Below are 23,635 nucleotides of genomic sequence, written 5' to 3'. Positions count from 1 at the left end.
GACGGAGCGGCCCGAAAGTCAGCGCTTGCCACGCATCCGCGCCAGCAGGGCCGGTGTCGGATAGCCGTCCGGGATCTCGCCGGCGCTGATCTGGTACTGGCGCACGGCCTCCCGCGTGCCGGTGCCGATGCGCCCGTCGGCATCGTGGTTGTAGAAGCCGAGCGCCTTCAGCCGGTGCTGCAGGTCCTTGGTGCCGGCCATGTCGAGCCGGGCGGCCTTGACCGGCCAGTCGGCCTGGATCGCGGGGCGACCCATGATGCGATCGCCGAGATGGCCGACGGCGAGCGCATAGGCGTCCGAGGAATTGTACTTCTTGATGACGTCGAAATTGGCGGTGAGCAGCATCACCGGGCCGCTGTGCCCGGCCGGGTAGAACAGCCGGCCTTCGCCGGAAGAGGGCAAGCGACCGCCGTCGACGCGGCGCAGGCCGGCCGAGGCGAAGGCGGAGAAGCTCGCCTTGTTGAGGCGATGGTCGAAGCCATCAGGCAGCGTCACTTCCATGCCCCAGGGCAGGCCCGGCACCCAGCCATAGCCCTTGAGGTAATTGGCGGTGGAGGCGATGGCGTCGCTCGACGAGTTCCAGATGTCGGCATGGCCGTTGCCGGTCCAGTCGACCGCATATTTCATGTAGCTCGACGGCATGAACTGGGTGTGACCCATGGCGCCCGCCCAGGAGCCGCGCAGCTCGCTGCGCTCGGCATAGCCCTTCTCGATCAGCTCCAGCGCGGTGAGCAACTCGTCGCGGAAGAAGTCGCCGCGATAGCGGATCGAGGCGAGGGTGGCGAGCGAGCGGATGACGTCCTTGCTGCCCTTGAAGGAGCCGTAATTGGTCTCCATGCCCCAGACGCCGAGGACGACCTCCTTGGGCACGCCGTAGCGGGCTTCGACCTGCGCGAGAACGGTCGCGTTCTCGGCGGCGGCGTCGCGACCGCGCTGGATGCGGGCGCCGCCGACGGCATTCTCCAGATAGCTCCAGATCGGAGCGCTGAACTCGGCCTGCTTCTTGGTCAGGGCGATGATGGAGGCATCTGGCGTCACGTCGCGGAAGGCGAGGTCGAAGGTCGCGCGCGAGACGCCGCGCGCTTGAGCCTGCGGCCAGAGCCGCTGCAGGAAGATGTCGAGGGAGGCGCTGGCCGGCGTCGCCTGCGCATTGCGGGCATGGGCGCCCGAGACGTTGATCGACCCGGTCGTCTGCGCCAGCGCAGGCGCCAGGCTGATCAAGGCCGAAGCTGCGATGACGGACAGGCGCATGGACACTCCCTGCGGATGCTGGATGGAAACACCATCACAGCGCCTGAACAAGATTAATCGTAGGTTAAGCGGAGCGTCACCGGAGCGCCAGCGCGGCAATTTGACAAGCCCGGGCGATTGGCCGATTCTGGCGGGATGTATAGCGCCTCCCCTTTCCGCCGCGGTCTGCACCGCTCGGGCAACGTCATCGCGGGCTTCTAGCCCCGAGTCTGTCGCGCTTGGCGCCTCCGGCTCGGGGGGCGCTTCCTCTGCATCCGTTCACCTGCGAGTTCGACCTGCGATGCCGCGCGGCTTTGTGTCCGCCGGCAGGCGCTCGCCTTTTCGACGAAAGATCCAATCCTATGACCGCCAAGCGTCCCGCCATCACCGTTACGGCAGCGGACCATGCCATGCTGAGCCGTATTGCGGCCGGCGCCGCCAACACCATGCCGGAGCTCGCCGCCGAGCTGAGCCACGAGCTCGACCGCGCCCGCATACTGCCGGAGGGTCGGGTTTCTGCCGATCACGCCCGGATCGGCAGCGTGATCGTCTATCGCGACGAGAGCACCAAGCGGGAAAGCACCATCACGCTGGTCTGGCCGCAGGACGCCGATATCGAGAAGAATCGCATCTCGGTGATGACGCCGATCGGCGTCGCGCTGATCGGCATGGCCGCCGAGCGCTCGATCGACTGGACGACGCGCTCGGGCGATGTGAAGCGCCTGACCGTGCTCGAAGTGCGCGAGCCGGCCGAGGAAGACCCCGCCTGAGGGCACCGGATTGGCGGCTGTCCGGAATCCGGCAGCCCTCATCCCGAGGAGCGCTTCGCGGAAGCGCGTCTCGAAGGATGTTCCAGATGTCCCTGGAGCCTCTTGGAGCACCCTCCGGGACGCCATTCCCGAGGGAATGGCTCCTCGGGATGAGGGCTCGGGCGTACTAGAGAAGGGGCGTTCAGGTCGAGGCGTTCCGCGTCCTGAGCTTCTCCTCCCAGGCCAGCGCCTGGCCGACGATCTCCTCGAGGTTGTCATGCTTCGGCCGCCAGCCGAGTTCGGCCTGGATGCGGTCGGCGCGGGCGACCAGCGAGGCGGGGTCCCCGGCGCGGCGATCCGCGAGGGTCACGGGGAAATCGATCCCTGAGACCTTCTTCACGACTTCGACGACCTCCTTCACCGAATAGCCCCGGCCGTAGCCGCAGTTCAGGGTCAGGCTTTCCCTGCCGGCACGCAGATGGTCGAGCGCGGCAAGATGGGCGCGGGCGAGATCGGTGACGTGGATGTAGTCGCGCACGCAGGTGCCGTCCGGCGTCGCATAGTCGGTGCCGAAGACGGTGAGGCCATCGCGCTGGCCGAGCGCGGCCTGGCTGGCGACCTTGATGAGATGCGTCGCATTCGGCGAGGACTGGCCGGAGCGGAGCTTCGGATCGGCGCCCGCGACGTTGAAGTAGCGCAGCGCGACGTAGGAGAAGCCGTGCGCCTTCGCCGCATCCTGCAGCATCCACTCGCTCATCAGCTTGGAGCGGCCATAGGGGTTGATCGGGTTGAGCGCGATCTCCTCCGGCACCGGCGAGACCGGCGGCTCGCCATAGACCGCAGCCGTGGAGGAGAAGATGACGTGCTTGACGCCGCCGCGGACGGCGCTCTCGATCAATGCTCGGGTTTTCACAGTATTATTGAAATAATAACCAAGCGGATCGCTGACCGATTCAGGGACGACGATGCGCGCCGCGAAATGCGCCAGCGCCGTCACGCCATGCTCGGCGATCAGTTTCTCGACCAGCTCCTGATCGCCGATATCGCCTTGAACGAAGGTCGCTTCCGGCGGAACGGCCCACCAAAAGCCGGTGGACAGGTTGTCGAGCACGACCACTCGCTCGCCGCGATCCAGAAGTTCGAGGACCATGTGGCTGCCAATGTAGCCAGCGCCGCCGGAAACCAATATCGCCATTGCGTCTCTTGCCTCATCTTTGTCATGACCCGGCACTATCGAAAAACCGTTGACGGGTTCTCAAGGCCTGTCAGCTATAAGCACAGATGGCTGCCAACAATGACAGTTGTGCGGCTGTTCCGATCACTGCCCTGCCTTTGGCAAAGGCCGCCGTGCCCAATGGATTTTTCATGACGAAACGCATCCGCAAGGCCGTTCTTCCCGTCGCCGGTCTCGGCACCCGTTTCCTGCCCGCCACCAAGGCGATTCCCAAGGAGATGCTCACCATCGTCGACCGTCCGGTCGTGCAGCATGTGGTGGACGAGGCGCGGGCGGCCGGAATCGAGCACTTCATCTTCGTCACCGGCCGCAACAAGGCAGTGATCGAGGACCATTTCGACATGGCCTATGAGCTCGACGACACGCTGGCCAAGCGCAACAAGGTCAAGGAGCTGGAGGCGCTGAAGCACGACCTGCCGGCTGCCGGCGCCACCAGCTTCACCCGTCAGCAGGCGCCGCTCGGCCTCGGCCATGCCGTCTGGTGCGCCCGCGAGATCGTCGGCGACGAGCCTTTCGCGCTGCTGCTACCGGACATGCTGCATTACAGCCAGGGAAAGGGCTGCCTTGCCGAGATGATCGATGCCTATGAACAGCATGGCGGCAACCACATCGCCGTTGCGCCGGTGCCGGACGACCAGACGCATCAATATGGCATCGTCGGCGTCGAGGATGCCAAGGCCAAGGTCTCCAAGATCACCGGCATGATCGAGAAGCCGGCCAAAGGCACGGCACCGTCGAACCTGCACATCTCCGGCCGCTACATCCTGCAGCCGACGATCTTCAACCTGCTCGCCAACCAGGAAAAGGGGGCGGGCGGCGAGATCCAGCTCACCGATTCGATGATCGCGCTGTCCCGGCAGGAGCCGTTCTACGCCGTGCGCTTCGACGGCGAGATCTACGACGCCGGCTCCAAGATCGGTTTCCTCGCGGCGAACGTGGCTTATGCGCTTGATCGCGGCGATCTCGGCCCGCAGCTGCGCGCCGAGATCGCGAAGCTGCTCGATCGCTGAGCGCGCTCTGTCCGGTGATCCCGGCCCTCGTCCTGAGGAGCCATTCCGGTTAGGAATGGCGTCTCGAAGGGCGATCCAGGTGGCTCCTGGCTACTGAGAACGCTGGAGCATCCTTCGAGACGCAGCCTCAAGGCTGCTCCTCAGGATGAGGGCCTGTATCCTTGCTGACGGTGCAAAGTTGAGTGACCACAGCCTCGTCTTCGACCGCACGCTCGGCCGTTCGCGGCTGAGACGCGCGCTTGCGAAGGACTATCCGGATTTCCTGCTGCAACGCGCGGCGGGCGATCTGCAGGAGCGGCTCGGGGCCGTGCTGCGGGAATTCGCGGTCGCGGCCGATCTCGGCACGCCGCTGCCGGTCGTCACCCCCGTCCTTGCCGGCAAGGCGGGGCGGTTGCTGCGCATGGCGGAGGCCGAGGGGGCGCCGGCCGACCTCGTCGGCGACCTCGAAAGCCTGCCCTTCGCTGCCGGCTCGCTCAACCTCGCGGTCTCGCTGCTGGCGCTGCAGGGCGTCAATGACCTGCCCGGCGCGCTCATCCAGATCAAGCGAGCCCTCGGGCCGGACGGGCTGTTCATGGGCTGCCTGCTCGGCGGGCGGACGCTGCAAGAACTCAGGCAGGCGCTGCTCGAAGCCGAGAGCGAGACCATGGGGGGAGTCAGCCCGCGCGTGGCGCCCTTCGCCGATCTGCGCGATCTCGGAGGTCTCTTGCAGCGGGCCGGTTTCGCGCTGCCCGTCATCGACAGCGAGATCGTCACGGTGCGCTATCGCGACGCCTTCGGGCTCTTCCGCGATTTGCGCGCGATGGGCTGGGCCAATAGCCTGATCGCCCGGCGCAAGACGCCGCTGCGGCGCGAGACGCTGCTGCGCGCCGCGGCGCTTTATGCCGAGCGTTTCGCCGATGCCGACGGGCGTCTGCCGGCGACCTTCGAATTCGTCTGGCTCTCCGGCTGGGCGCCGCATGAGAGCCAGCAGAAGCCACTGCGGCCGGGCTCGGCCAAGGCGAGGCTGGCCGATGCGCTCGGCGTGCCGGAGATCAAGGCCGGCGAGAAACCGGGAGGCGAATGACCGTGGGCGTGCCGGTGCCGTCATGGTCGGGCTTGTCCCGGCCTTCCACGTCTTCCCGCGGTGACAGCCGTGTTCAAGACGTGGATGCTCGCCGCAAGGGCGAGCGTGACGGTGGAGAGGCTTCCAGGCCATGAGTGAGCGTCAGCCGCGTCTCTCGCGCTCAGATTTCCGCGTTTTCCGCGCCATCCCAACGCGCTGGCACGACAATGACGCCTATGGCCACGTCAACAATGTCGTCTACTACGGCTGGTTCGACACCGCGGTGAACGCCTGGCTGATCGAAGGCGGCTTCCTCGACCTCGGCGGCAGCGAGATCGTGGGCCTCGTGGCCGAGACCGCCTGCACCTATTTCGAGAGCGTGGCCTTTCCGGAGACGGTGGAGGCGGGGATCGCCGTCGAACGGCTCGGCAACAGCTCGGTCACCTATCGGATCGGCATCTTCCGGCAGGGCGGCGCAGAGGCGGCGGCGCAGGGGCGCTTCACCCATGTCTATGTGCAGCGCGCCGGCCAGAAGCCGGTGCCGATTCCGGCGCCTCTCAGGGCCGCGCTGACCGCGATCCAGAGCTGAAAGCCGCGCCTGCGGCCGGAATGCGTTGTCTCGCGGGCGCAGGCAGGTTATGCCCCTGCCAAATCCCCTCGCCGGACCGCCAGGAACCCTGAGCCCGTGATTCCGAACGACACCAAGATCACCCCGCAGCTCGTCGCCGAGCACGGCCTGAAGCCTGACGAGTATCAGCGCTTCCTGCATCTGATCGGCCGTGAGCCGACGATCACCGAGCTCGGCATCGTCTCGGCGATGTGGAACGAGCACTGCTCCTACAAGTCCTCGAAGATCCATCTGAAGACGCTGCCGACCAAGGCGCCCTGGGTGATCCAGGGGCCGGGCGAGAATGCCGGCGTCATCGATATCGGCGACGGGCTAGCCATCGTCTTCAAGATGGAGAGCCACAACCACCCGTCCTTCATCGAGCCCTATCAGGGCGCGACGACGGGCGTCGGCGGCATCCTGCGCGACGTCTTTACGATGGGCGCCCGGCCGATCGCGGTGCTGGATGCGCTGCGCTTCGGCGATCCGGATCATCCCAAGACCCATCATCTCGTCTCGGGCGTCGTCGCCGGCATCGGCGGCTACGGCAACTCCTTCGGCGTGCCGAACGTCGGCGGCGCCACCGGCTTCCACACGCGCTATGACGGCAACATCCTCGTCAACGCCATGGCGGTCGGCATCGCCAAGGCCGACGAGATCTTCTACGCCAAGGCCAGCGGCGTCGGTAAGGCGATCGTCTATCTCGGTTCCAAGACCGGCCGTGACGGCATCCACGGCGCGACGATGGCCTCGGCCGAATTCGACGACAAGTCGGAGGAGAAGCGCCCGACCGTGCAGGTTGGCGACCCCTTCGCGGAGAAGCTCCTGCTTGAAGCCTGCCTCGAGATCATGGCCGCCGGCCATGTCGACGCGATCCAGGACATGGGCGCGGCGGGCCTGACCTGCTCGGCCGTCGAGATGGGCGCCAAGGGCGATCTCGGCGTCGAGCTCGACCTCGACAAGGTGCCGTGCCGCGAGGAGGGCATGAGCGCCTATGAGATGATGCTGTCGGAGAGCCAGGAGCGCATGCTCATGGTGATCAAGCCGGGCCACGAGGACGCCGCCGAGGCGATCTTCAAGAAGTGGGGGCTCGACTTCGCCGTCATCGGCCACACCACCGACACGCTGCGCTTCGTCATCAAGCACAAGGGCGAGGTCATGGCGGACCTGCCGATCAAGGAGCTCGGCGACGAGGCCCCCGAATACGACCGGCCCTGGATCGAGACCGCGCCGCAGCAGCGCATCGCGGCGGAGAGCGTGACGCCGCCCTGCGGCAATGTCGAGGCGCTGAAGAAGTTGATCGGCTCGCCGGACCTCTCCTCCAAGCGCTGGATCTGGGAACAGTACGACACGCTGATCCTCGGCAATTCGGTGGTGACGCCGGGCGGGGATGCCGGCCTGATCCGCATCGAGGACGGGCCCAAGGGCCTCGCCATGACCGCCGACGTGACGCCGCGCTATTGCGAGGCCGACCCGTTCGAGGGCGGCAAGCAGGCTGTGGCGGAAGCCTGGCGCAATCTCACCGCCGTCGGCGCGACCCCGCTCGCGATCACCGACAACCTCAATTTCGGCAATCCCGAGAAGCCGGAAGTGATGGGCCAGCTCGTTGGCTGCATCCGCGGCATCGGCGAGGCCTGCAAGGGGCTCGATTTCCCGGTCGTCTCCGGCAACGTCTCGCTCTACAACGAGACCAACGGCGTCTCGATCCTGCCGACCCCGACCATCGGCGGCGTCGGTGTGCTGGCGGATGTCACCAAGCACGCGACCGTCGCCTTCAAGGCCGAGGGCGAGGCGATCCTGCTGATCGGCGAAACGCAGGGCTGGCTCGGCCAGAGTTCCTATCTCGCGACGGTCTGCGGCCGCGAAGAGGGCGCCCCGCCGCCGGTCGATCTCGCCATCGAGCGTCGCAACGGCGATTTCGTGCGCGGGCTGATCACGGCCGGCAAGGTTACCGCCTGCCACGACCTCTCGGATGGCGGCCTCGCCGTTGCACTCGCCGAGATGGCGATGGCCAAGGGTATCGGCGCCACCGTCGAGGCGCTGCCGGCCGGCCCGGCCCATGCCGCGCTCTTCGGCGAGGATCAGGCGCGCTATGTCCTGACAGTTCCCGCTGCCGAGGCGGATGCCGTGATCGCGGCGGCGAAGGCTGCCGGCGTGCCGGCGCTCGCGATCGGCCGCACGGGCGGCGCGGCGCTTGCCCTGCCGGGTGAGCCGGCGCTGGCGATCGCCGATCTCAGCAAGATCCATGAAGACTGGCTGCCGTCCTACATGGCCGGCAAGGCGGCCTGAGGAGTTCGACCCATGGCAATGGACGCGCACGAGATCGAGCGCATGATCAAGGCGGCGCTGCCGGATGCGGCGATCGAGATCAAGGATCTGGCGGGGGACGGCGACCACTATGCCGCGACCGTCACCTCGGCCGCCTTCAAGGGCAAGACCCGGGTGCAGCAGCACCAGATGGTCTATGCCGCGCTCCAGGGGAATATGGGCGGCGTGCTGCACGCCCTTGCGCTGACGACGGCCGTTCCCCAAGATTAGAACGAAACCATCCGGCGGGCCTTGAACCCGCTTCAGGAGACAGATGATGTCCGACGTCAACGCCCGCATCGAAGCGGAAGTGAAGAACAACGACGTGGTGCTCTTCATGAAGGGCACGCCGCAATTCCCGATGTGCGGCTTCTCCGGCCAGGTCGTGCAGATCCTCAGCTATGTCGGCGTGCCCTTCAAGGGCGTCAACGTGCTCGAGGACGCGGAAATCCGCGAGGGCATCAAGGCCTATTCGAACTGGCCGACGATTCCGCAGCTCTACGTCAAGGGCGAGTTCGTCGGCGGCTGCGACATCACCCGCGAGATGTTCCAGGCAGGCGAGTTGCAGCAGCTCTTCGAGGAGAAGGGCATCGCGGTGAAGCAGGCGAGCTGAGGCTCGCCCAACCCGTCAAAGCCTGCGATCGGACGGCCTTTTCAGGCCGCGGCGCATTGCGGATGCGGCTTGCGGATACGCTCGGCAGACGCCGGGTGTTTCTCCAGCATCCGCTCCGGCCTGATCGGCCGGCGCACCAACTCGCCGCCGCAGTTCGGGCAGGCGCCGGCGAAGCGCGTCTCGGCGCAGTCGCTGCAGAAGGTGCATTCGAAGGTGCAGATCAGGGCGTCGCGCGACTGCGGCGGCAGATCGCGGTCGCAGCATTCGCAGTTCGGGCGCAATTGCAGCATGGCATCGTCTCCTTCCGATGGGCCGGAAGAATGACCTCAAACCGGACTGAGACCAGCGATTTCGCGTGATCCGACCGATCAACGGCGCGGATCGGTCTGAGGCGGGCCGTCATTCTCGGGCGAAGCGAAGCGCAGACCCGAGAATCTCTTGCCGAAGAAAGCTCTGGTTTCCGAGATGCTCGGGTCAAGCCCGAGCATGACGGCCAGTCGCGTCTACGCAGGTCCGGCCTTCTGCCGGGTGGGGAATTTTACCCCGCTGCTTACTTCACCAGCAGCCAGTCCTCGATCACCAGCGCGTCGAGCCCGCTGGTATAGAACATCAGGATCGCATCCTCCGCAGTGTGCAGGATCGGCTTGCCCATGATGTTGAAGGAGGTGTTGAGGATCACCGGCACGCCCGTCAGATCGTGGAAGGCCGAGATCAACGCGTGGTAGCGCGGATTGCGCTCTGACGTGACGCTCTGGAGGCGACCGGTCGCATCCTCATGGACCACGGCCGGCACACGTTGGCGCACCGCTTCCTTCCAAACGAGCGTGCGCTCCATATAGGGCGCGTCCTGATAGTTCTCGAACCAGTCGGCGGCGTGCTCGGCGAGGATCGAGGGCGCGAAGGGCCGGAAGGCCTCGCGGTACTTTACCTTGGCGTTGAGGATATCCTTGGCGTCGGCCGGGCGCGGATCGGCGATGATCGAGCGGTTGCCGAGGGCGCGCGGGCCGAATTCGGCACGGCCCTGCACCCAGCCGATCAGCTTGCCCTCGGTGAGGAGCTTGGCGGTGACCGGCGCGATCTCGTCGGGCGCGAGCTTGCGAAGCCGCTTCTCCCATAGCTGCATGCGCTCGAAGGGTTCGGTCGAGACGTGCGAGCCGAGATAGGGCGTGAGCGGCCCCTTGGGTGCGCGCCAGTCCGGGTTCGCCTCGGCATGGGCCAGCCATGCCGCGCCGATGGCGTTGCCGTCATCGGCCGGGGCGGAGGGCACGAACACCGTGCTGAAGCCGTGGCGGCCGGCGATCTTGCCGTTGAAGGAGGAGTTGAGTGCGCAGCCGCCGGCCATGACGAGGTTCTCGCTCGGAACGAGCGCTGCGGCCTCGGCGAGCAGCGCCTCCATCATCTCGGCGAAGACGTCCTGCCCGCAGCGGGCGAGGTCGGCCCAGCCCTGGTCGAGCGCATCGGCCGGGCGTCGGGCGAGGATCTCGGCGGCGACGGCCTGCACGACATCGGCCTTGGCAAAGGAGAGCTTGTCGCCGTCGATCTGATAGAGCTTGCGCAGCAGCGCCATCAGTTCAGGATCGGTCGTGCCGTAGGGGGCGAGCCCCATGATCTTCCATTCTTCGCCCTTGGCCTGGTCGAAGCCGGCGAGGTCGGTGACGAGGCCGAAATAGAAGCCGATCGATTCACGCCCGCGATGGCGCTTGACCTCACGAAGCCGGCCGTCCTCCAAGGCGAAGATGGCGGAGGCGCCGGTCTCGCCCATGCCGTCGACGACGAGGCAGGTGGCGTTGTCGGAGGGCGATGACCAGCAGGCATAGGCCGCATGGCTGAGATGGTGGCCGTAGCGCTTGAGGCCGGTGACGTTGGCCTTGCCATGAGCGCGGTCGAGCCCGAGCAGCACGCCCATGCCGGCGCGTTGTTGCGCCGAATGAAGCGAGGCGATCAGGGCGCGCTCGGTGCGTTCGGGCACCAGCGAGCGGTTGAGCTCGGGCGAGAGCTTGAGTAGCGCGTCGAGGGTGAAGGAGCCGGCGCGTGCCATCTGGTCGAGGAAGCCGGTGAAGTCCTCGCCCCAGCTGGTGGCGATGGTGACCTCGGCGTCCTTCGGAATGTAGCGCTTCAGCAGCCCTTCCATGCGCGGCGCCGAATCCGGCTCGCAGTTCGGCGCGCGCTTGTATTGCAGGTAGCGCTCGGTCGCCTCGGCGAAGAGCACCTCGCCGCCGGGGCCGATGATCGCGATGGCGGGATCGTGGAAGGTGGTCGCGAGGCCGATCGTATAGCTCATGGGGCAGCCAATAGCCTCCCGCGCATGCGACGCCAATCGCTCAAATGCGCGGGTGGTGGGGGAAAGGGCTCTACTGGGCCGCGAATGCGATGCTGGAAGCGGTCTGCTCGACCGCCGGCTGCAGCTTCGGCATCTCGGCTTCATCGGCCATGACGATGAGGCGGACGAAGCGGCCGCCCGAGCCGATGGCGAGATATTGCGCGAAGCTTTTGTCGCTGCCGTTGGGGTGCTTGAAGGAGCCCGAGATCAAGACGCCGTCCTGGCCGGCGAAGGGGACGCGCTTGCGTTCCTTGATGTCGGCCGTCTGCATGTCGCGCGTGCTCCTCAGCATCGTCTCGGAGAGCTTCTCCTCCTGGCCGGGCTTGATGGGGGCCGACATCTGGTAGGCGACGATCATCAGCGGCTGCGTGCCCGACGGATCGACGTTGCGTTCGCCAGCGGTCATCAGCACGCCGGCGCCGCCGATGGTGTCGATGACGCGGAAGGGGGCTGCGGCCTTGAAGGCGAAGGGCAGGGCTGCGAGCTTCTCGTCGAGCGTCGCTTCCTTGCCGAGCGAGACCGAGGCGATGAGCGCCTTGACCTCGGCCGGCTGCATCTTGGCAGCCGGCGGCGCCTGCACGGTCATCATCACCGTCTTGGGCCCTCTGAACAGGGCGATCCATTTGTCGAGCTTGGTGCCGCCGGCCTCCTGCGTGCCGCTCAGCAACGGCACCTTCTCGCCGCCTGTGCCGTCGACCTGCTCGACCTTGGTGATGTTGACCTTCTGCCGGGCGAAATTGGTCCTGGCGCTCTCGCTGTCGTTGAACAGCGTCGCGACCTGCGGGTAGGCTTCCGCGGGCATCTCGACGATCAGGACGCTGGCCTTCGTCTTCTGGTTGGAGAGACCGGCGAAGCCGGCTGCCGGTTCGAAGCCCTTCGGCGGCACCAGCGAGACGCTGGTGCCGGGAATGGGTTTGCGCTCCTGCGCAACGGCCGATCCCGCGGCAAGGCTCAGCGCCACCGCGAGCATGATCGCTCCCACCCGGTGAAAACCCTGCTTCCGCTTGCGCAGGAGTGTCATGCTCGATCCTTTCGGCCGCTGCCGCTTGCCATTCAGCAGAACGCCGCAATGCGACGAGAGTTCGTCAACACGCCGCCATTGCCGCGACGTTGCGGTCAGGGCTTGCCGATCGCGGCCGTCATCAGCGCCTTCGAATCGGCGCTCGCCCAGTCGGCCGGGCCCTGGATGATGCCGAGCTCGCAGCCGGATTTGTCGACGATGATGCTGACCGGCATGCCCTCGACCTTGTGAGCGGCGCGCAGCGCCTGGAAGGTTGTCGCTTGCGGATCGCCGTAGAAGGGCAGGGTGGTGACCTTGTTCTCGGCGAGCCAGGTCTTCGGCTTGTCGAGGTTGCGCGTGTCGATGTTGATGGCGACGACGGCGAAATCGGGCCCGCCCATCTCCTTCTGGAGCGTGTCGAGAGCCGGCATCTCCTTCAGGCAGGGCGCGCACCAGGTCGCCCAGAGGTTGACCAGCAGCGTCTTGCCCTTCAGCGCCGCGAGCGTCATCGGCTGGCCGTCCGGCCCGGTGAAGGCGAGTTCCGGCGCGGGCTGCGGGCGGGGGCGCAGCTCTACGGCCGCGACCTCACCCTTCACCAGCGGCTTCATGCGCTCGGCTGCGGTGCGCGCTGCGCTGCATGATCCGTTGCCGGCATCGCCCGTGACGGAGTAGAAGGCGGCGCCGCCGCCGAGTGCGAGGAGGGCCAGAGCCCCGGTTGCGGCCAGAATTTTCGTTCGAGACCTCATCGCGCCCTAGAAGCAGGAAAGACCGTCGTGAGCAATCGCATGTGGGGTGGGCGTTTCGCCACAGGTCCCGGCGCCATCATGGAGGAGATCAACGCTTCCATCGATTTCGACAAGAAGCTCTGGCGCCAGGATATCCGCGGTTCGCTCGCCCATGCGGCCATGCTGGCCGAGACCGGCATCCTGACGAAGGAGGATGTCGCGACGATCACGGCCGGCCTCAAGCAGGTCGAAGGCGAGATCGAGAGCGGCGCCTTCACGTTTTCGCGTGCGCTCGAAGACGTCCATATGAACGTCGAGTCCAACCTCAAGGACAAGATCGGCGCCGCTGCCGGCCGGCTGCACACCGCCCGCTCGCGCAACGACCAGGTCGCGACCGATATGCGGCTGTGGGTGCGCGACACGCTTGAGGAGATCGACGGCCAGATGGCCGATCTGCAGCAGGCGCTTGCCGAGAAGGCCGACACCTATGCCGGCGCGGTGATGCCGGGCTTCACCCATCTCCAGTCGGCGCAGCCGGTCACCTTCGGCCATCACCTCCTCGCCTATGTCGAGATGCTGGGCCGCGACCGCGGCCGCGTCCGCGACGCCCGCGCGCGCCTCAACGAGTGCCCGCTTGGTGCGGCCGCTCTCGCCGGCACCTCCTTCCCGATCGACCGGCACATGACGGCGAAGGCGCTCGGCTTCGACCGCCCGACCGCGAATTCGCTCGACTCGGTCTCGGACCGCGATTTCGTGCTGGAGACGCTGTCGGCCGCCTCGATCTGCGCCATGCACCTCTCGCGGCTGGCCGAGGAGATCGTGCTCTGGGCGACGCCGCAATTCGGCTTCGTCAAGCTCTCGGACGCCTTCTCGACGGGGTCCTCGATCATGCCGCAGAAGCGCAATCCCGATGCGGCCGAGCTGGTGCGCGGCAAGGCCGGTCGCGTCTTCGGTGCGCTGCAGGCGCTGCTGACCATGATGAAGGGCCTGCCGCTCAGCTATTCCAAGGACATGCAGGAGGACAAGGAAGGCACTTTCGACGCCCTCCAGACACTCTCGCTCTGCCTCGCCGCGATGGCCGGCATGGTCCGCGACATGCAGCCCGACCTCAAGGCGATGAAGAAGGCGGCGGGTTTCGGCTACGCCACCGCCACCGATCTCGCCGACTGGCTGGTGCGCGTACTGAAGATGCCGTTCCGCGACGCGCATCATGTCACCGGCCGGCTCGTCGGAATCGCTTCCGAGAAGAAGGTCGGGCTGGAGAAGCTCTCGCTCGCCGAGATGCAGGCGGTGGAGCCGAAGATCACCGAGGCCGTCTTCGCCGTGCTCGGCGTCGACCAGTCGGTGAAGAGCCGCGTCAGCTATGGCGGCACGGCGCCCGCCAATGTCCGCAAGCAGGCACGGCGCTGGCTGAAGCAGCTCGCGAAGTAGTGCGTCATGCTCGGGCTTGACCCGAGCATCTCTTGCACGAGATTCTCGGGTCGGCGCTGCGCTTGCCCGAGAATGACGCTTCCGGAAGCCTCGCGCTCCGCCGCATCCTCCGCTACTGTCCCGCCACGCTTCGTTCCGAGGGTTCGCTTTCGTGCTTGATTCCCGCCTGAAATTCGGCCGCGCCCTGCTGGTCGTCGGCCTGCTGGCCGTTGCACTTGCCGCCTGCGGGCGAAAGGGGCCGCTCGAGGCGCCGCCGAATGCGACGGGCGCGATCGATCTGCCCGACGACCAGATCGGCGCCCAGGAAAGCGACGTCTCCTCCTATGGTTCGGCCTCGGTGCTGGCAAAGCCGGTCAAGGCCAACAAGGCGGTCGTCATTCCGAACAAGCCGTTCATCCTCGATCCGCTGATGTGACCATCATTGTTGCTGCCGCGCCGGTTTCGCGCGTCATGCTCGGGCTTGACCCGAGCATCTCCTGAAAGAGATTCTCGGGTCTACGCTTCGCTTCGCCCGAGAATGACGGCGGGGTCCACGCGTTTATCATTTGCGAGCTTTAACCCCATGCATCATTTCGCCTACCGCGACGGCTCGCTTCATGCCGAGGGCGTCGATCTCAAGCGCATCGCAGACGAGGTCGGCACGCCGGTCTATGTCTATTCCACCGCGACGATCGAGCGGCACTACAAGCTCTTCGCCGCGGCGATGAAGAAGACCGCCGGCAAGACCCATGTCTTCTACGCCATGAAGGCGAACGGCAATCTCGGCGTGCTGAAGACGCTGGGCGCGCTCGGTGCCGGTATCGACACGGTCTCCGAGGGCGAGGTGCGCAAGGCGCTGGCCGCCGGCATCGCGCCGGAGAAGATCGTGTTCTCGGGCGTCGGCAAGAGCGAGCAGGAGCTGCGTTTCGCGGTCGAGGCTGGGCTCTACCAGATCAATATCGAGAGCGAGAGTGAGCTCGACCTGCTGTCCAAGGTCGCGGCCTCGCTCGGCAAGCGGCAGGAGGCGGTGTTCCGGGTCAATCCCGATATCGGCGCCGGCGGCCACGCCAAGATCACGACCGGTTCCTCCGAGAACAAGTTCGGCGTCTCCTTCGAGGAGGTCGGCCGGCTCTATGCGCGGGCGGCGAACATGCCGGGTGTGCGGATCATGGGCCTCGCGGTCCATATAGGCAGCCAGATCCGCGAGATCGACGCCTTCGAGGCGGCCTATTCCAAGATGGTCGCGTTGGTCGGCTCGCTGAAGGGCGAGGGGCACCGCGTCGACCGGCTCGACCTCGGCGGCGGGCTCGGTATTCCCTATGATATCCCGAAGACCTTCGACTACGGGCCGGGGCTGATCGATGCCTATGCCGAGATGGTCGGCAAGGTGACGAAGGGGCTCGATGTCGAGCTCGGCTTCGAGCCGGGCCGCCTCATCGTCGGCAATGCCGGCGTGCTGCTGACGCGGGTGCTGCATCTCAATCCGCGGCCGACCAAGCAGTTCCTCGTCGTCGATGCGGCGATGAACGACCTCGTCAGGCCGGCGATGTACGAGGCCTATCACGAGATCTGGCCGGTGACGGAGCCGGTGATCGGCGGGCCCGAGGTTGCCTATGACGTCGTCGGGCCGATCTGCGAATCGGGCGACACCTTCACTGCCGGCCGGGTGCTGCCGCAGCTGCGGCCGAACGATCTCATGGCCTTCATGACGGCCGGTGCCTACGGCGCTTCGATGTCCTCGACCTACAATCAGCGCCTGCTGGTTGCCGAGGTCATGGTCAAGGGTGACGACTATGCCGTGACGCGGCCGCGCCAGAGCTATGAGGACCTGATCGGCACGGACCGGCTGCCGGGCTGGTTCGGCTGATCCACCGGGCCATTCTCGGGCGAAGCGAAGCGCAGACCCGAGAATCCTGTCGAAGCAATGCCCGGGTCGAGCCCGGGCATGACGGCACGCGCTCCGTTCACGAAACGTCGAGCGTGGTGCAAAGGCCAGTTCGGGCACTGGCAATGCCACATTCCCGTGTTAGCCTGACAAGGACAGGCAAGTTCGGACAGGAATGGGGGCCGCCCGGAGCGATGGCATGAGCGAGGCAGAGCGCCGCAAGGCGCCCGATACGATCGACGGCATCCGGCAGCGGCTTCGCCGTCTCGCACTCGCCTCGCGGGTTTCGCTTGGCTGGGAGCGGCTGTGGCCACGGCTGTGGCTGACGCTCGGGATCCTTCTCGCCTTCCTCGCCGTATCCTGGTTCGGGTTGTGGACGCATCTGCCCTGGTACGGGCGGATCGCCGGCGTGCTGATCTTCGCGGGCGCGCTGATCGGCAGCTTCTGGCATGTCGCGCGGCTCGTCCTGCCGACACATCGCGATGCGCTCGCCCGGCTCGACCGCTCCTTCGCCGGCGGGCATCGCCCGGCCTCGGCGCTGGAAGACAACCTCGCCGTCGGCTCGGCCGACCCCGTGTCGCAGGCCCTGTGGAAGCTGCATGTCGAGCGGCAGAGCCGGCAGGTCGCCGCCCTCAAGGTCGCGCCGCCGCAGCCGCGAATGGCCGGGCACGACAAGTTGGCGCTGCGCGCCGTGCCGCTGCTCGCCGCCATCACGGCCTTCTTCGTCGCCGGACCCGAGGCGACGCAGCGCCTCTCCGCCGCCTTCGACTGGAAGGGCCCGCCCGGGAGTGCGCCCTCGACGCGCATCGATGCCTGGATCGACCCGCCGGCCTATACCCGCCTGCCGCCGATCCTGATCGATTTCAACAAGCTCGCCAGTCCCAATCTCAGCGCCCCCGAGAAGTCGGTCATCGTCGTGCGCATCGCCGGCAAGACCAATATGGACGTTGCCACGACCGGGCGGCTCGAACTCCTCAAGCCGGAGGCGAAGGAGGGGGAGGGCAAGGATTCGCAGCCCAAGGATTCGCAGGCGAAGGATGCGACCCCGGCGAAGCCCGCGGGCTCGCAGCAGGCGGTGCTGGAGAAGCGCTTCACGCTTGCCGGCAACGGCACGTTGAAGCTCACCGGCAGCGGCGCGCCCGGCGCGACGCTCCATATCACCGCCATCGCCGACCAGCCGCCGACCATCGCCTTCACCGACCCGCCGAAGCCGGTGACGGGGGCTCAGTCGGGCGGGCTCGGCATCACCTACAAGGCGAGGGACGACTATGGCATCGCCTCGATCGAGGCGACGGTCTCGCGCCCCGATCCTGCGGTGGGCGGGCGCTCGCTGGTCGAGCCGCCGAAGCAGAACCTCGCCGTGCCGCCTCCCTCCGCGGCTGAGGAGGAGATGAAGAGCACGGTCGATTTCTCGGCCCATCCCTGGGCCGGCGCGAAGGTCCGCATGGTGCTGATCGCCAAGGACGAGGCCGGCCAGGAGGGGCGGACCGAGCCGATCGAGGTCGTGCTGCCGCAGCGCACCTTCACCAAGCCGCTCGCCAAGGCGCTGGTCGAGCAGCGGCGCAAGCTTGTCATGAATGTCGATGACCGCTCCAAGGTGCAGCTCGCCATGGACGCGCTGATGATCGAGCCCGATCTCTTCATGAAGGAGACCGGCGTCTATCTCGGCATGCGCATGCTGAGCGAGCGGCTGCGCCGGTCCGGCAGCGACGATGAATTGCGCGAGGTTTCCGAGCTGATGTGGGCGATGGCGCTGCAGCTCGAGGACGGCGACATGTCCGATGCCGAGCGGGCGCTCCGGCAGGCGCAGGAGAATCTGCAGCAGGCGCTGGAGCGTGGCGCTTCCGAGGAGGAGATCAAGAAGCTCACCGACGAGATGCGCCGGGCCATGGATAATTTCATGCGCCAGCTCGCCGAACAGATGATGCGCCAGCAGCAACAGAACGGCGATCAGAACCAGGCGCAGCTCCCGGAGAACTTCCGCACGGTGACGCCGCGCGACCTGCAGAACATGCTCGACCGTATCGAGGAATTGTCGAAGCGCGGCGACATGGCCGAGGCGCAGCGCCTGATGGAGCAGCTCAACCAGATGCTCAACAATCTGCAGATGGCGCGCCCTGGCCAGCGCGATCCGCGCCAGAACCAGATGAACCAGGCGCTCGGCGATCTCGACCGGATGACGCGCGACCAGCAGAACCTGCGCGACGAAACCTATCAGAACGAGCAGCGCCGGCAGGGTCAGGGCCAGACCCAGCGCGGCCAGCGCCCGGGCCAGCAGCAGGCGCGGCCCGGTCAGCGGGGCCAGCAAGGGCAACAAGGCCAGCAGGGACAACGGGGCCAGCGCGGCCAGCAGCCCGGTCAGCAGCCGGGCGAGCAGGGGGAGGATGGTGAAGGCGGCGAGGGTATGCAAGGCCAGAACGGCCAGGGTCAGGGCCTCTCCCAGCGCCAGCAGGCCCTGCGCGAGCGGCTGCAGGATCTGCAGCGACGGATGCGCGGCATGGGCGCGCCGCAGAATGGCGAGCTCGGCGAGGCCGAGGATGCGATGCGCGATGCGGAGCAGCAGCTCGGCCAGGGCCAGGGTGAAGGCGCGCTCGATGCGCAGGGCCGTGCCCTCGATGCGCTGCGCCGGGGCGGCCAGAACCTCGCCCAGCAGATGCAGGGCCAGCCCGGCGAGGGCGAAGGCGAGGGCAACGCCTATGGCGAGCCTGACGGGCGCCCTGCCGGCCGGCCCTCGGCGCAGCAGCGCGGCAGCGAGGACCCGCTCGGCCGGCCGCAGCGCCAGCTCGACTGGGCCGATGGCCGGGTCAAGGTTCCCGGTGCCGATGAGAGCGCGACCCAGCGTGCACGGCGCATTCTCGAAGAGCTGCGCAAGCGCCTCGGCGATCCGCTGCGCCCGGCCGAGGAGCTGGATTATCTGGAGCGGCTGCTCAGGCGGAATTGAGCGATTTTTGCAGCCGTCATGCTCGGGCTTGACCCGAGCATCTCGGAAACCGGTGCCTTCTCGTCATCAGATTCTCGGGTCAAGCCCGAGAAGACGCTCTCGCTCTAGGCCTTCCGGCCGCCGCCGCTCGCCACCAGCGCGCCGACGACGATGAGGGCGCAGGAGGCCCCGAGCAGCCAGCTCGCGGGGGCATAACCGAAGAGCACGAGGATCAGTGTCGAGAGTACCGGCGCGGCATAGGAGGCGACGCCGAGCAGCGCGACGTCGCCCTGCTTCATGCCGATATCCCAGACGACGAAGGCGAGCCCGATCGAGCCCAGCCCGAGGCCGAGCACGCCGGCCCATTCCACCGCCGTCAGCGACCAGAGCGTGGTCTCCAGCATGAAATGGAGTGCCAGCGCGGGCACGGCGCAGCCCAGCATGGTGACGCACAGACTCTCCGAGGGCACGTCGGCGAAGCGGCGCGAGGCCACCGAATAGCTCGCCCAGACGAAGGCGCCGAGTGCCGCCAGCACATGGCCGAGCGCGATCCCGCCGCCGGTTCCGAGCCCGCGGGAGACCAGAAGCCCGGTTGCGACGAGGCCAATCAGCGCGCCGATCAGGTGGCGAGGCTTGAGGCCGCCGCCCGGCAGCAGCGCCGCGAAGAGCACGATCAGGAGTGGCCAGAGATAGTGGATCAGGTTCGCCTCGGCCGGCGGGGCGCTCTTCACTGCCGCATAGTAGAGCGCGGTGTCGCCGAACGGGCCGTAGAGGCCGAGCGCGAAGGAGGCCGGCGTCGGCCTGATGCGCGAGAGGCCGCCGCGCAGCGCCGTGATCGCGAGGATCAGCACGCCGCCGATGGCGAAGGTCATCGCCACGAGCTGGAAGGGCGGAACGCGCCCCGACATCGCGGTGAAGAGCGCAAGCGTCGACCACAGCAGGATCGCGCAGAAGCCGATGAGGGTGGCGGTGCGGGAGGTCATGGAGGCTCTGCGGGCGTCGGAATTCTGCGGCGATAGCAGGTTTTGCCGGGCTTGCCGATGGGTGGGTGCCGGGCGCGGTGAAGTAAGCGCCGGATAACGCCGGGAACGCTCCCCTTGCTGTCGATGTTTCGGAGTTTCGGGTGGATGCTGCGCCGCAGCACAGCTCGGGCGCCATGGGCGCCATGCTTCCGGCGCCGTGCCGGGGCGTTGACCGCGCCGGCAAGGAGGATCATGGCTCGAAAATGACCTCGATCCCGCTGCAATCCGTCGCCCGTCGTCCGTTGATGCCGGTTCTGGCCGCGCTGAGCGTCGCACATCTGCTGAACGACCTCGTCCAGTCGATGATCCCGGCGCTCTACCCGCTGATCAAGGACGCCTATCAGCTCGATTTCGTGCAGATCGGCCTGATCACGCTCGCCTTCCAGGTCACGTCCTCGCTGCTGCAGCCGCTGCTCGGCTATGTCACCGACCGCAGGCCCTGGCCCTATGCGATGGTCGCCGGCATGTGCGCGACGCTATCGGGGCTGCTGCTGCTCTCCTTCGCTCACAGCTACGGCGTCGTGCTGATCGGCGCGGCGATGATCGGCCTGGGCTCGGCCGTATTCCATCCCGAGGCGACCCGCATGGCGCGCCACGCGGCCGCCGGCCGGCAGGGGCTGGCGCAGGGCGTCTTCCAGGTTGGCGGCCATATCGGCTACGCTATCGGCCCGCTGCTGGCGGCGATGATCGTGGTGCCGCGGGGGCAGGAGAGCCTGTCCTGGTTCTCGGGCGTCGTGCTGGTGGCGATGCTGGTGATGGGCTGGCTCGGCTCGCGCTATTCGGCGATGCGGCGCGAGCAGAAGTCGTCCCCGGTGCATGCCGAGGAGATTGCGGATCACGGCCTGCCGCATGGCCGCGTGCTGCTGGCGATGGCCGTCCTTGTTCTGCTGCTGATCTCGAAGAACGGCTATACTGCCGCCTTCACCTCCTACTACACCTTCTACCTGATCGAGCGCTTCGGCATCACGCTGCAGGTCTCGCAGATCATGCTGTTCCTCTATCTCGTCGTCGGCGCGGCGGGCGTCATCCTCGGCGGCATGATCGGCGACCGCATCGGCCGCGACCGGGTGATCTGGCTGTCGATCCTGGGCTCGCTGCCCTTCGCGCTGGTGCTGCCCTATGCCGACCTGTTCTGGACCGGCGTGCTCAGCGTCATCATCAGCTTCGTCATGGCGAGCGCCTTCTCGGCGATCCTGATCTACGCGATCGACCTCGTGCCGCACCGCGTCGGCCTCGTCGGCGGGCTGTTCTACGGCCTGTCGTTCGGGCTCGGCGGCATCGCTGCGGCCGGGATCGGCGCACTCGCCGACCAGATCGGCATCATCCAGGTCTTCAAGATCTGCGCCTGGCTGCCCGCCGTGGGCCTGCTGACCTTCCTGCTGCCCAAGGGCAAGCGCCACGCCTGAGCGGTCTCCGCGCCACCCTGCTTTCCGCAAGGCCGTCGGCAGTCGTCGGCGGCCTTGACGCATTGAGCCCACATTCCCTCGCTAGCGCTGACGGCTGTCCGGCCGATGCGACGGCCGCTGCGGAGAGGTTGGCCGATGCTGCTTCAGATCGGAACACTGATCGCCGCGACGAGCCTGGTGCAGCTCGCGAACGGCTTCTTCAACACCTTCCTGTCGCTGCGCGTGACGCTCGAGGATTTCGGCGCGACCGCGACCGGCATCGTGCTCAGCGCCTATTTCGTCGGCTTCACCATCGGCGCCGTGACCAGCGGCGGGGTGATCCAGCGTGTCGGCCATATCCGCGCCTATGCGGCCTTCGCCGGGATCGTGGTCGTCGCGACCGCACTGATGCCGCTCTGGACCTCGGTGCTGGTCTGGACGGCCAGCCGTATGGTGATCGGCCTTGGCTGCGTCGGGCTCTTCGTGACCACGGAAAGCTGGCTCAACGCGAAGGCTCTGCCGGACCAGCGCGGGCGGGTCTTCTCGACCTATATGGTCGGCACCTTCCTGGCGCTGGCCATCGGCCAGCTCGCCATCGTCGGCCTCTCGATCGACTCTGCCGGGGCGTTCCAGGTCGTCATCGCCCTCTTCGCGCTGGCGCTGGTCATGGTCAGCACCATGCGGGCGGAGGCGCCGGGCCTCGCCCCGGAAGCGACGCTGCGCTATGGCGAGCTCTCACGGCAGGCGCCGATTTCCGTCATCGGCTGCATCGTCAGCGGCATCATCACCAGCTCGTTCTATGCGCTGGTGCCGGCCTGGATGCTGAGCAACGGCATCCCGCAGCAGACCATCGCGCTGTTCATGCTGGTCGCGGTACTCGGCGGGCTGGCGCTGCAGGTGCCGGTCGGCCGGCTTTCTGATCGCCACGACCGCCGCCTCGTGCTGGCGGGGCTTGCCGTCGGCTACGCAGGGGCCGTCGTGCTGCTGCTGGCGATGCCGCGCTCCCTCGTCACGGTGCTTCCGGTCGCGGCGCTGCTCGGCGGCTTCATGTCGACGCTCTATCCGGTCTGCGTCGCCCATGCGCTGGACCGGATGCCGGCCGACCGCGTGGTGGCGGTGAGCGGGCGGCTGATCCTGGTCAGCGGCTTCGGCTCGGCGCTCGGGCCGCTGGTCGGGGCCGGCATCATGGCGCGCTTCGATATCAACGGGCTGCTCTATTTCATGGCAGCGTGCGCATTGTTGCTGGCGGCGATCGCAGGCCTGCGCATCCGCATGCGGGAGGCGCCTGACAAGGTCGGGCGGCCCTTCGAGGTCATCGACCCGCTCAATCCGCCGATCGCGCAGGAGCCGGAGGCGACCGAGATCGACGGAACGCCCCGCCCGGCCATGGCCTGAGCAGAGGAAGGCAGCCCGCCGTCCGTTGCGGGACGGCGGCGCAAGCTTCAGGCCATGTACTGGCCGCCATTGGCCGAGATGGTGGAGCCGGTGATGAAGCCGGCATCGTCGCTGGCCAGGAACACGACCGCCCGCGCGATCTCCTCGGGCTCGCCGAGGCGCCCGACCGGGATATGCGGCAGGATCGACTTCTCGATCACGGCCGGGTCGATCGCCTTGACCATCTCGGTCGCGATGTAGCCAGGGCAGATCGCGTTCACCGTGATGCCGGCCCGTGCGCCCTCCTGCGCCAGCGCCTTGACGAAGCCGATGTCGCCGGCCTTGGCGGCGGAATAGTTGACCTGGCCCATCTGGCCCTTCTGGCCGTTGATCGACGAGATGCAGATGACGCGGCCGAACTTGCGGGCGCGCATGCCCTCCCAGACCGGGCGGGTCATGTTGAAGAGCGAGTTGAGGTTGGTGTTGATGACGGCGTCCCACTGATCCTTGGTCATCTTGTGGAACATGCCGTCGCGCGTAATGCCGGCATTGTTGACGAGCACGTCGACCGGGCCGAGCTCGGCCTCGACCTTGGCGATGCCGGCGACGCAGGAATCATAGTCCGAGACGTCCCACTTATAGGTCTTGATGCCGGTCTCGGCGGTGAACTTGGTCGCCGCCTCATCATTGCCGGCATAGCTCGCCGCCACATGGTAGCCGGCCGCCTTCAGGCCTTTCGAGATCGCAGCGCCGATGCCGCGCGAGCCCCCCGTAACCAGCGCTACTTTCGTCATAGCCATTC

General features: G+C 67.2%; 21 protein-coding genes. 13 read left to right on the top strand and 8 right to left on the bottom strand.

Going from position 1 to position 23,635, the window contains the following annotated elements; translation table 11 throughout:
• Positions 1-18 precede the first annotated feature (18 nt).
• The gene (locus AC1DIN_RS23965) at positions 19-1,251 is read right to left on the bottom strand and encodes a lytic murein transglycosylase (protein ID WP_476811570.1); all 1,233 of its coding nucleotides are present in this window, start codon (positions 1,249-1,251) and stop codon (positions 19-21) included.
• Positions 1,252-1,592: 341 nt separating this feature from the next.
• On the opposite strand from AC1DIN_RS23965, the gene rnk reads away from it, so the two are divergent.
• Positions 1,593-2,000 carry a nucleoside diphosphate kinase regulator gene (gene rnk, locus AC1DIN_RS23960; RefSeq protein WP_476811569.1) on the top strand — a complete coding sequence of 136 codons (408 nt, stop codon included), beginning with the start codon at positions 1,593-1,595 and terminating at the stop codon, positions 1,998-2,000.
• Between the two features lie 181 nt (positions 2,001-2,181).
• On the opposite strand, the gene galE is transcribed toward rnk, so the two are convergent.
• Positions 2,182-3,174: a UDP-glucose 4-epimerase GalE gene (galE, locus tag AC1DIN_RS23955; RefSeq protein WP_441472624.1), complete on the bottom strand. Its 993-nt coding sequence runs from the start codon at positions 3,172-3,174 to the stop codon at positions 2,182-2,184.
• A 170-nt stretch (positions 3,175-3,344) separates the two neighbouring features.
• Here galE and galU point away from each other — a divergent pair, with 170 nt between their 5' ends.
• The 6 genes from galU (at position 3,345) to grxD (ending at position 8,792) form a co-directional block, all read left to right on the top strand.
• Positions 3,345-4,223 carry a UTP--glucose-1-phosphate uridylyltransferase GalU gene (gene galU / locus AC1DIN_RS23950; protein ID WP_476811568.1) on the top strand — a complete coding sequence of 293 codons (879 nt, stop codon included), beginning with the start codon at positions 3,345-3,347 and terminating at the stop codon, positions 4,221-4,223.
• A 178-nt stretch (positions 4,224-4,401) separates the two neighbouring features.
• Positions 4,402-5,286 (top strand): methyltransferase domain-containing protein, encoded by an 885-nt coding sequence (locus AC1DIN_RS23945; RefSeq protein ID WP_476811567.1) that lies wholly within the window; start codon positions 4,402-4,404, stop codon positions 5,284-5,286.
• A 130-nt stretch (positions 5,287-5,416) separates the two neighbouring features.
• Positions 5,417-5,854 (top strand): acyl-CoA thioesterase, encoded by a 438-nt coding sequence (locus tag AC1DIN_RS23940; protein ID WP_476811566.1) that lies wholly within the window; start codon positions 5,417-5,419, stop codon positions 5,852-5,854.
• Between the two features lie 96 nt (positions 5,855-5,950).
• Positions 5,951-8,161, top strand: coding sequence for a phosphoribosylformylglycinamidine synthase subunit PurL (gene purL / locus AC1DIN_RS23935; RefSeq protein WP_476811565.1), 2,211 nt, complete (start codon positions 5,951-5,953; stop codon positions 8,159-8,161).
• Positions 8,162-8,173: 12 nt separating this feature from the next.
• Positions 8,174-8,410, top strand: a complete 237-nt coding sequence (locus AC1DIN_RS23930) for a BolA/IbaG family iron-sulfur metabolism protein (RefSeq protein WP_441472629.1) — start codon at positions 8,174-8,176, stop codon at positions 8,408-8,410.
• 46 nt (positions 8,411-8,456) lie between these two features.
• A complete protein-coding gene (grxD, locus tag AC1DIN_RS23925; protein ID WP_441472630.1) occupies positions 8,457-8,792 on the top strand; it encodes a Grx4 family monothiol glutaredoxin in 336 nt (111 codons plus the stop codon).
• Between the two features lie 41 nt (positions 8,793-8,833).
• On the opposite strand, the gene AC1DIN_RS23920 is transcribed toward grxD, so the two are convergent.
• The 4 genes from AC1DIN_RS23920 to tlpA form a co-directional block, all read right to left on the bottom strand.
• Positions 8,834-9,082 carry a DUF1272 domain-containing protein gene (locus AC1DIN_RS23920; RefSeq protein ID WP_441472631.1) on the bottom strand — a complete coding sequence of 83 codons (249 nt, stop codon included), beginning with the start codon at positions 9,080-9,082 and terminating at the stop codon, positions 8,834-8,836.
• 260 nt (positions 9,083-9,342) lie between these two features.
• Entirely contained in the window at positions 9,343-11,073 is a 1,731-nt protein-coding gene (locus AC1DIN_RS23915) for a carbamoyltransferase family protein (protein WP_476811564.1), read from the bottom strand.
• A 70-nt stretch (positions 11,074-11,143) separates the two neighbouring features.
• Positions 11,144-12,133, bottom strand: coding sequence for a hypothetical protein (locus tag AC1DIN_RS23910; RefSeq protein WP_476811563.1), 990 nt, complete (start codon positions 12,131-12,133; stop codon positions 11,144-11,146).
• A 95-nt stretch (positions 12,134-12,228) separates the two neighbouring features.
• Positions 12,229-12,858 carry a thiol:disulfide interchange protein TlpA gene (tlpA, locus tag AC1DIN_RS23905; RefSeq protein WP_476811562.1) on the bottom strand — a complete coding sequence of 210 codons (630 nt, stop codon included), beginning with the start codon at positions 12,856-12,858 and terminating at the stop codon, positions 12,229-12,231.
• A 27-nt stretch (positions 12,859-12,885) separates the two neighbouring features.
• On the opposite strand from tlpA, the gene argH reads away from it, so the two are divergent.
• The 4 genes from argH to AC1DIN_RS23885 all read left to right on the top strand — a co-directional run bounded on the left by argH (position 12,886) and on the right by AC1DIN_RS23885 (position 19,073).
• On the top strand, positions 12,886-14,268 hold the full coding sequence (argH, locus tag AC1DIN_RS23900; protein ID WP_441472635.1) for an argininosuccinate lyase: 1,383 nt from the start codon (positions 12,886-12,888) through the stop codon (positions 14,266-14,268).
• Positions 14,269-14,419: 151 nt separating this feature from the next.
• Positions 14,420-14,683 (top strand): LPS translocon maturation chaperone LptM, encoded by a 264-nt coding sequence (gene lptM, locus AC1DIN_RS23895; RefSeq protein WP_441472636.1) that lies wholly within the window; start codon positions 14,420-14,422, stop codon positions 14,681-14,683.
• Between the two features lie 147 nt (positions 14,684-14,830).
• Positions 14,831-16,114 (top strand): diaminopimelate decarboxylase, encoded by a 1,284-nt coding sequence (gene lysA, locus AC1DIN_RS23890; protein WP_476811561.1) that lies wholly within the window; start codon positions 14,831-14,833, stop codon positions 16,112-16,114.
• Between the two features lie 217 nt (positions 16,115-16,331).
• Positions 16,332-19,073, top strand: coding sequence for a TIGR02302 family protein (locus tag AC1DIN_RS23885; RefSeq protein ID WP_476811560.1), 2,742 nt, complete (start codon positions 16,332-16,334; stop codon positions 19,071-19,073).
• 104 nt (positions 19,074-19,177) lie between these two features.
• Here the strand turns inward: AC1DIN_RS23885 and yddG are convergent, their stop codons facing one another.
• On the bottom strand, positions 19,178-20,035 hold the full coding sequence (gene yddG, locus AC1DIN_RS23880) for an aromatic amino acid exporter YddG (protein WP_476811559.1): 858 nt from the start codon (positions 20,033-20,035) through the stop codon (positions 19,178-19,180).
• A gap of 242 nt (positions 20,036-20,277) precedes the next feature.
• Between yddG and AC1DIN_RS23875 the strand changes: the two genes are divergently transcribed.
• Positions 20,278-21,480, top strand: a complete 1,203-nt coding sequence (locus tag AC1DIN_RS23875) for an MFS transporter (protein WP_441472677.1) — start codon at positions 20,278-20,280, stop codon at positions 21,478-21,480.
• A gap of 135 nt (positions 21,481-21,615) precedes the next feature.
• On the top strand, positions 21,616-22,854 hold the full coding sequence (locus AC1DIN_RS23870) for an MFS transporter (RefSeq protein WP_476811558.1): 1,239 nt from the start codon (positions 21,616-21,618) through the stop codon (positions 22,852-22,854).
• Between the two features lie 47 nt (positions 22,855-22,901).
• Here AC1DIN_RS23870 and phbB read toward each other — a convergent pair whose 3' ends face one another.
• A complete protein-coding gene (gene phbB, locus AC1DIN_RS23865; RefSeq protein ID WP_476767143.1) occupies positions 22,902-23,627 on the bottom strand; it encodes an acetoacetyl-CoA reductase in 726 nt (241 codons plus the stop codon).
• Positions 23,628-23,635 lie beyond the last annotated feature (8 nt).

It is taken from the genome of Allobosea sp. 05T438 (assembly GCF_056396025.1).
Note: the sequence above shows the minus strand (reverse complement) of the source record. Positions and strands in the feature narration are given on the sequence as shown.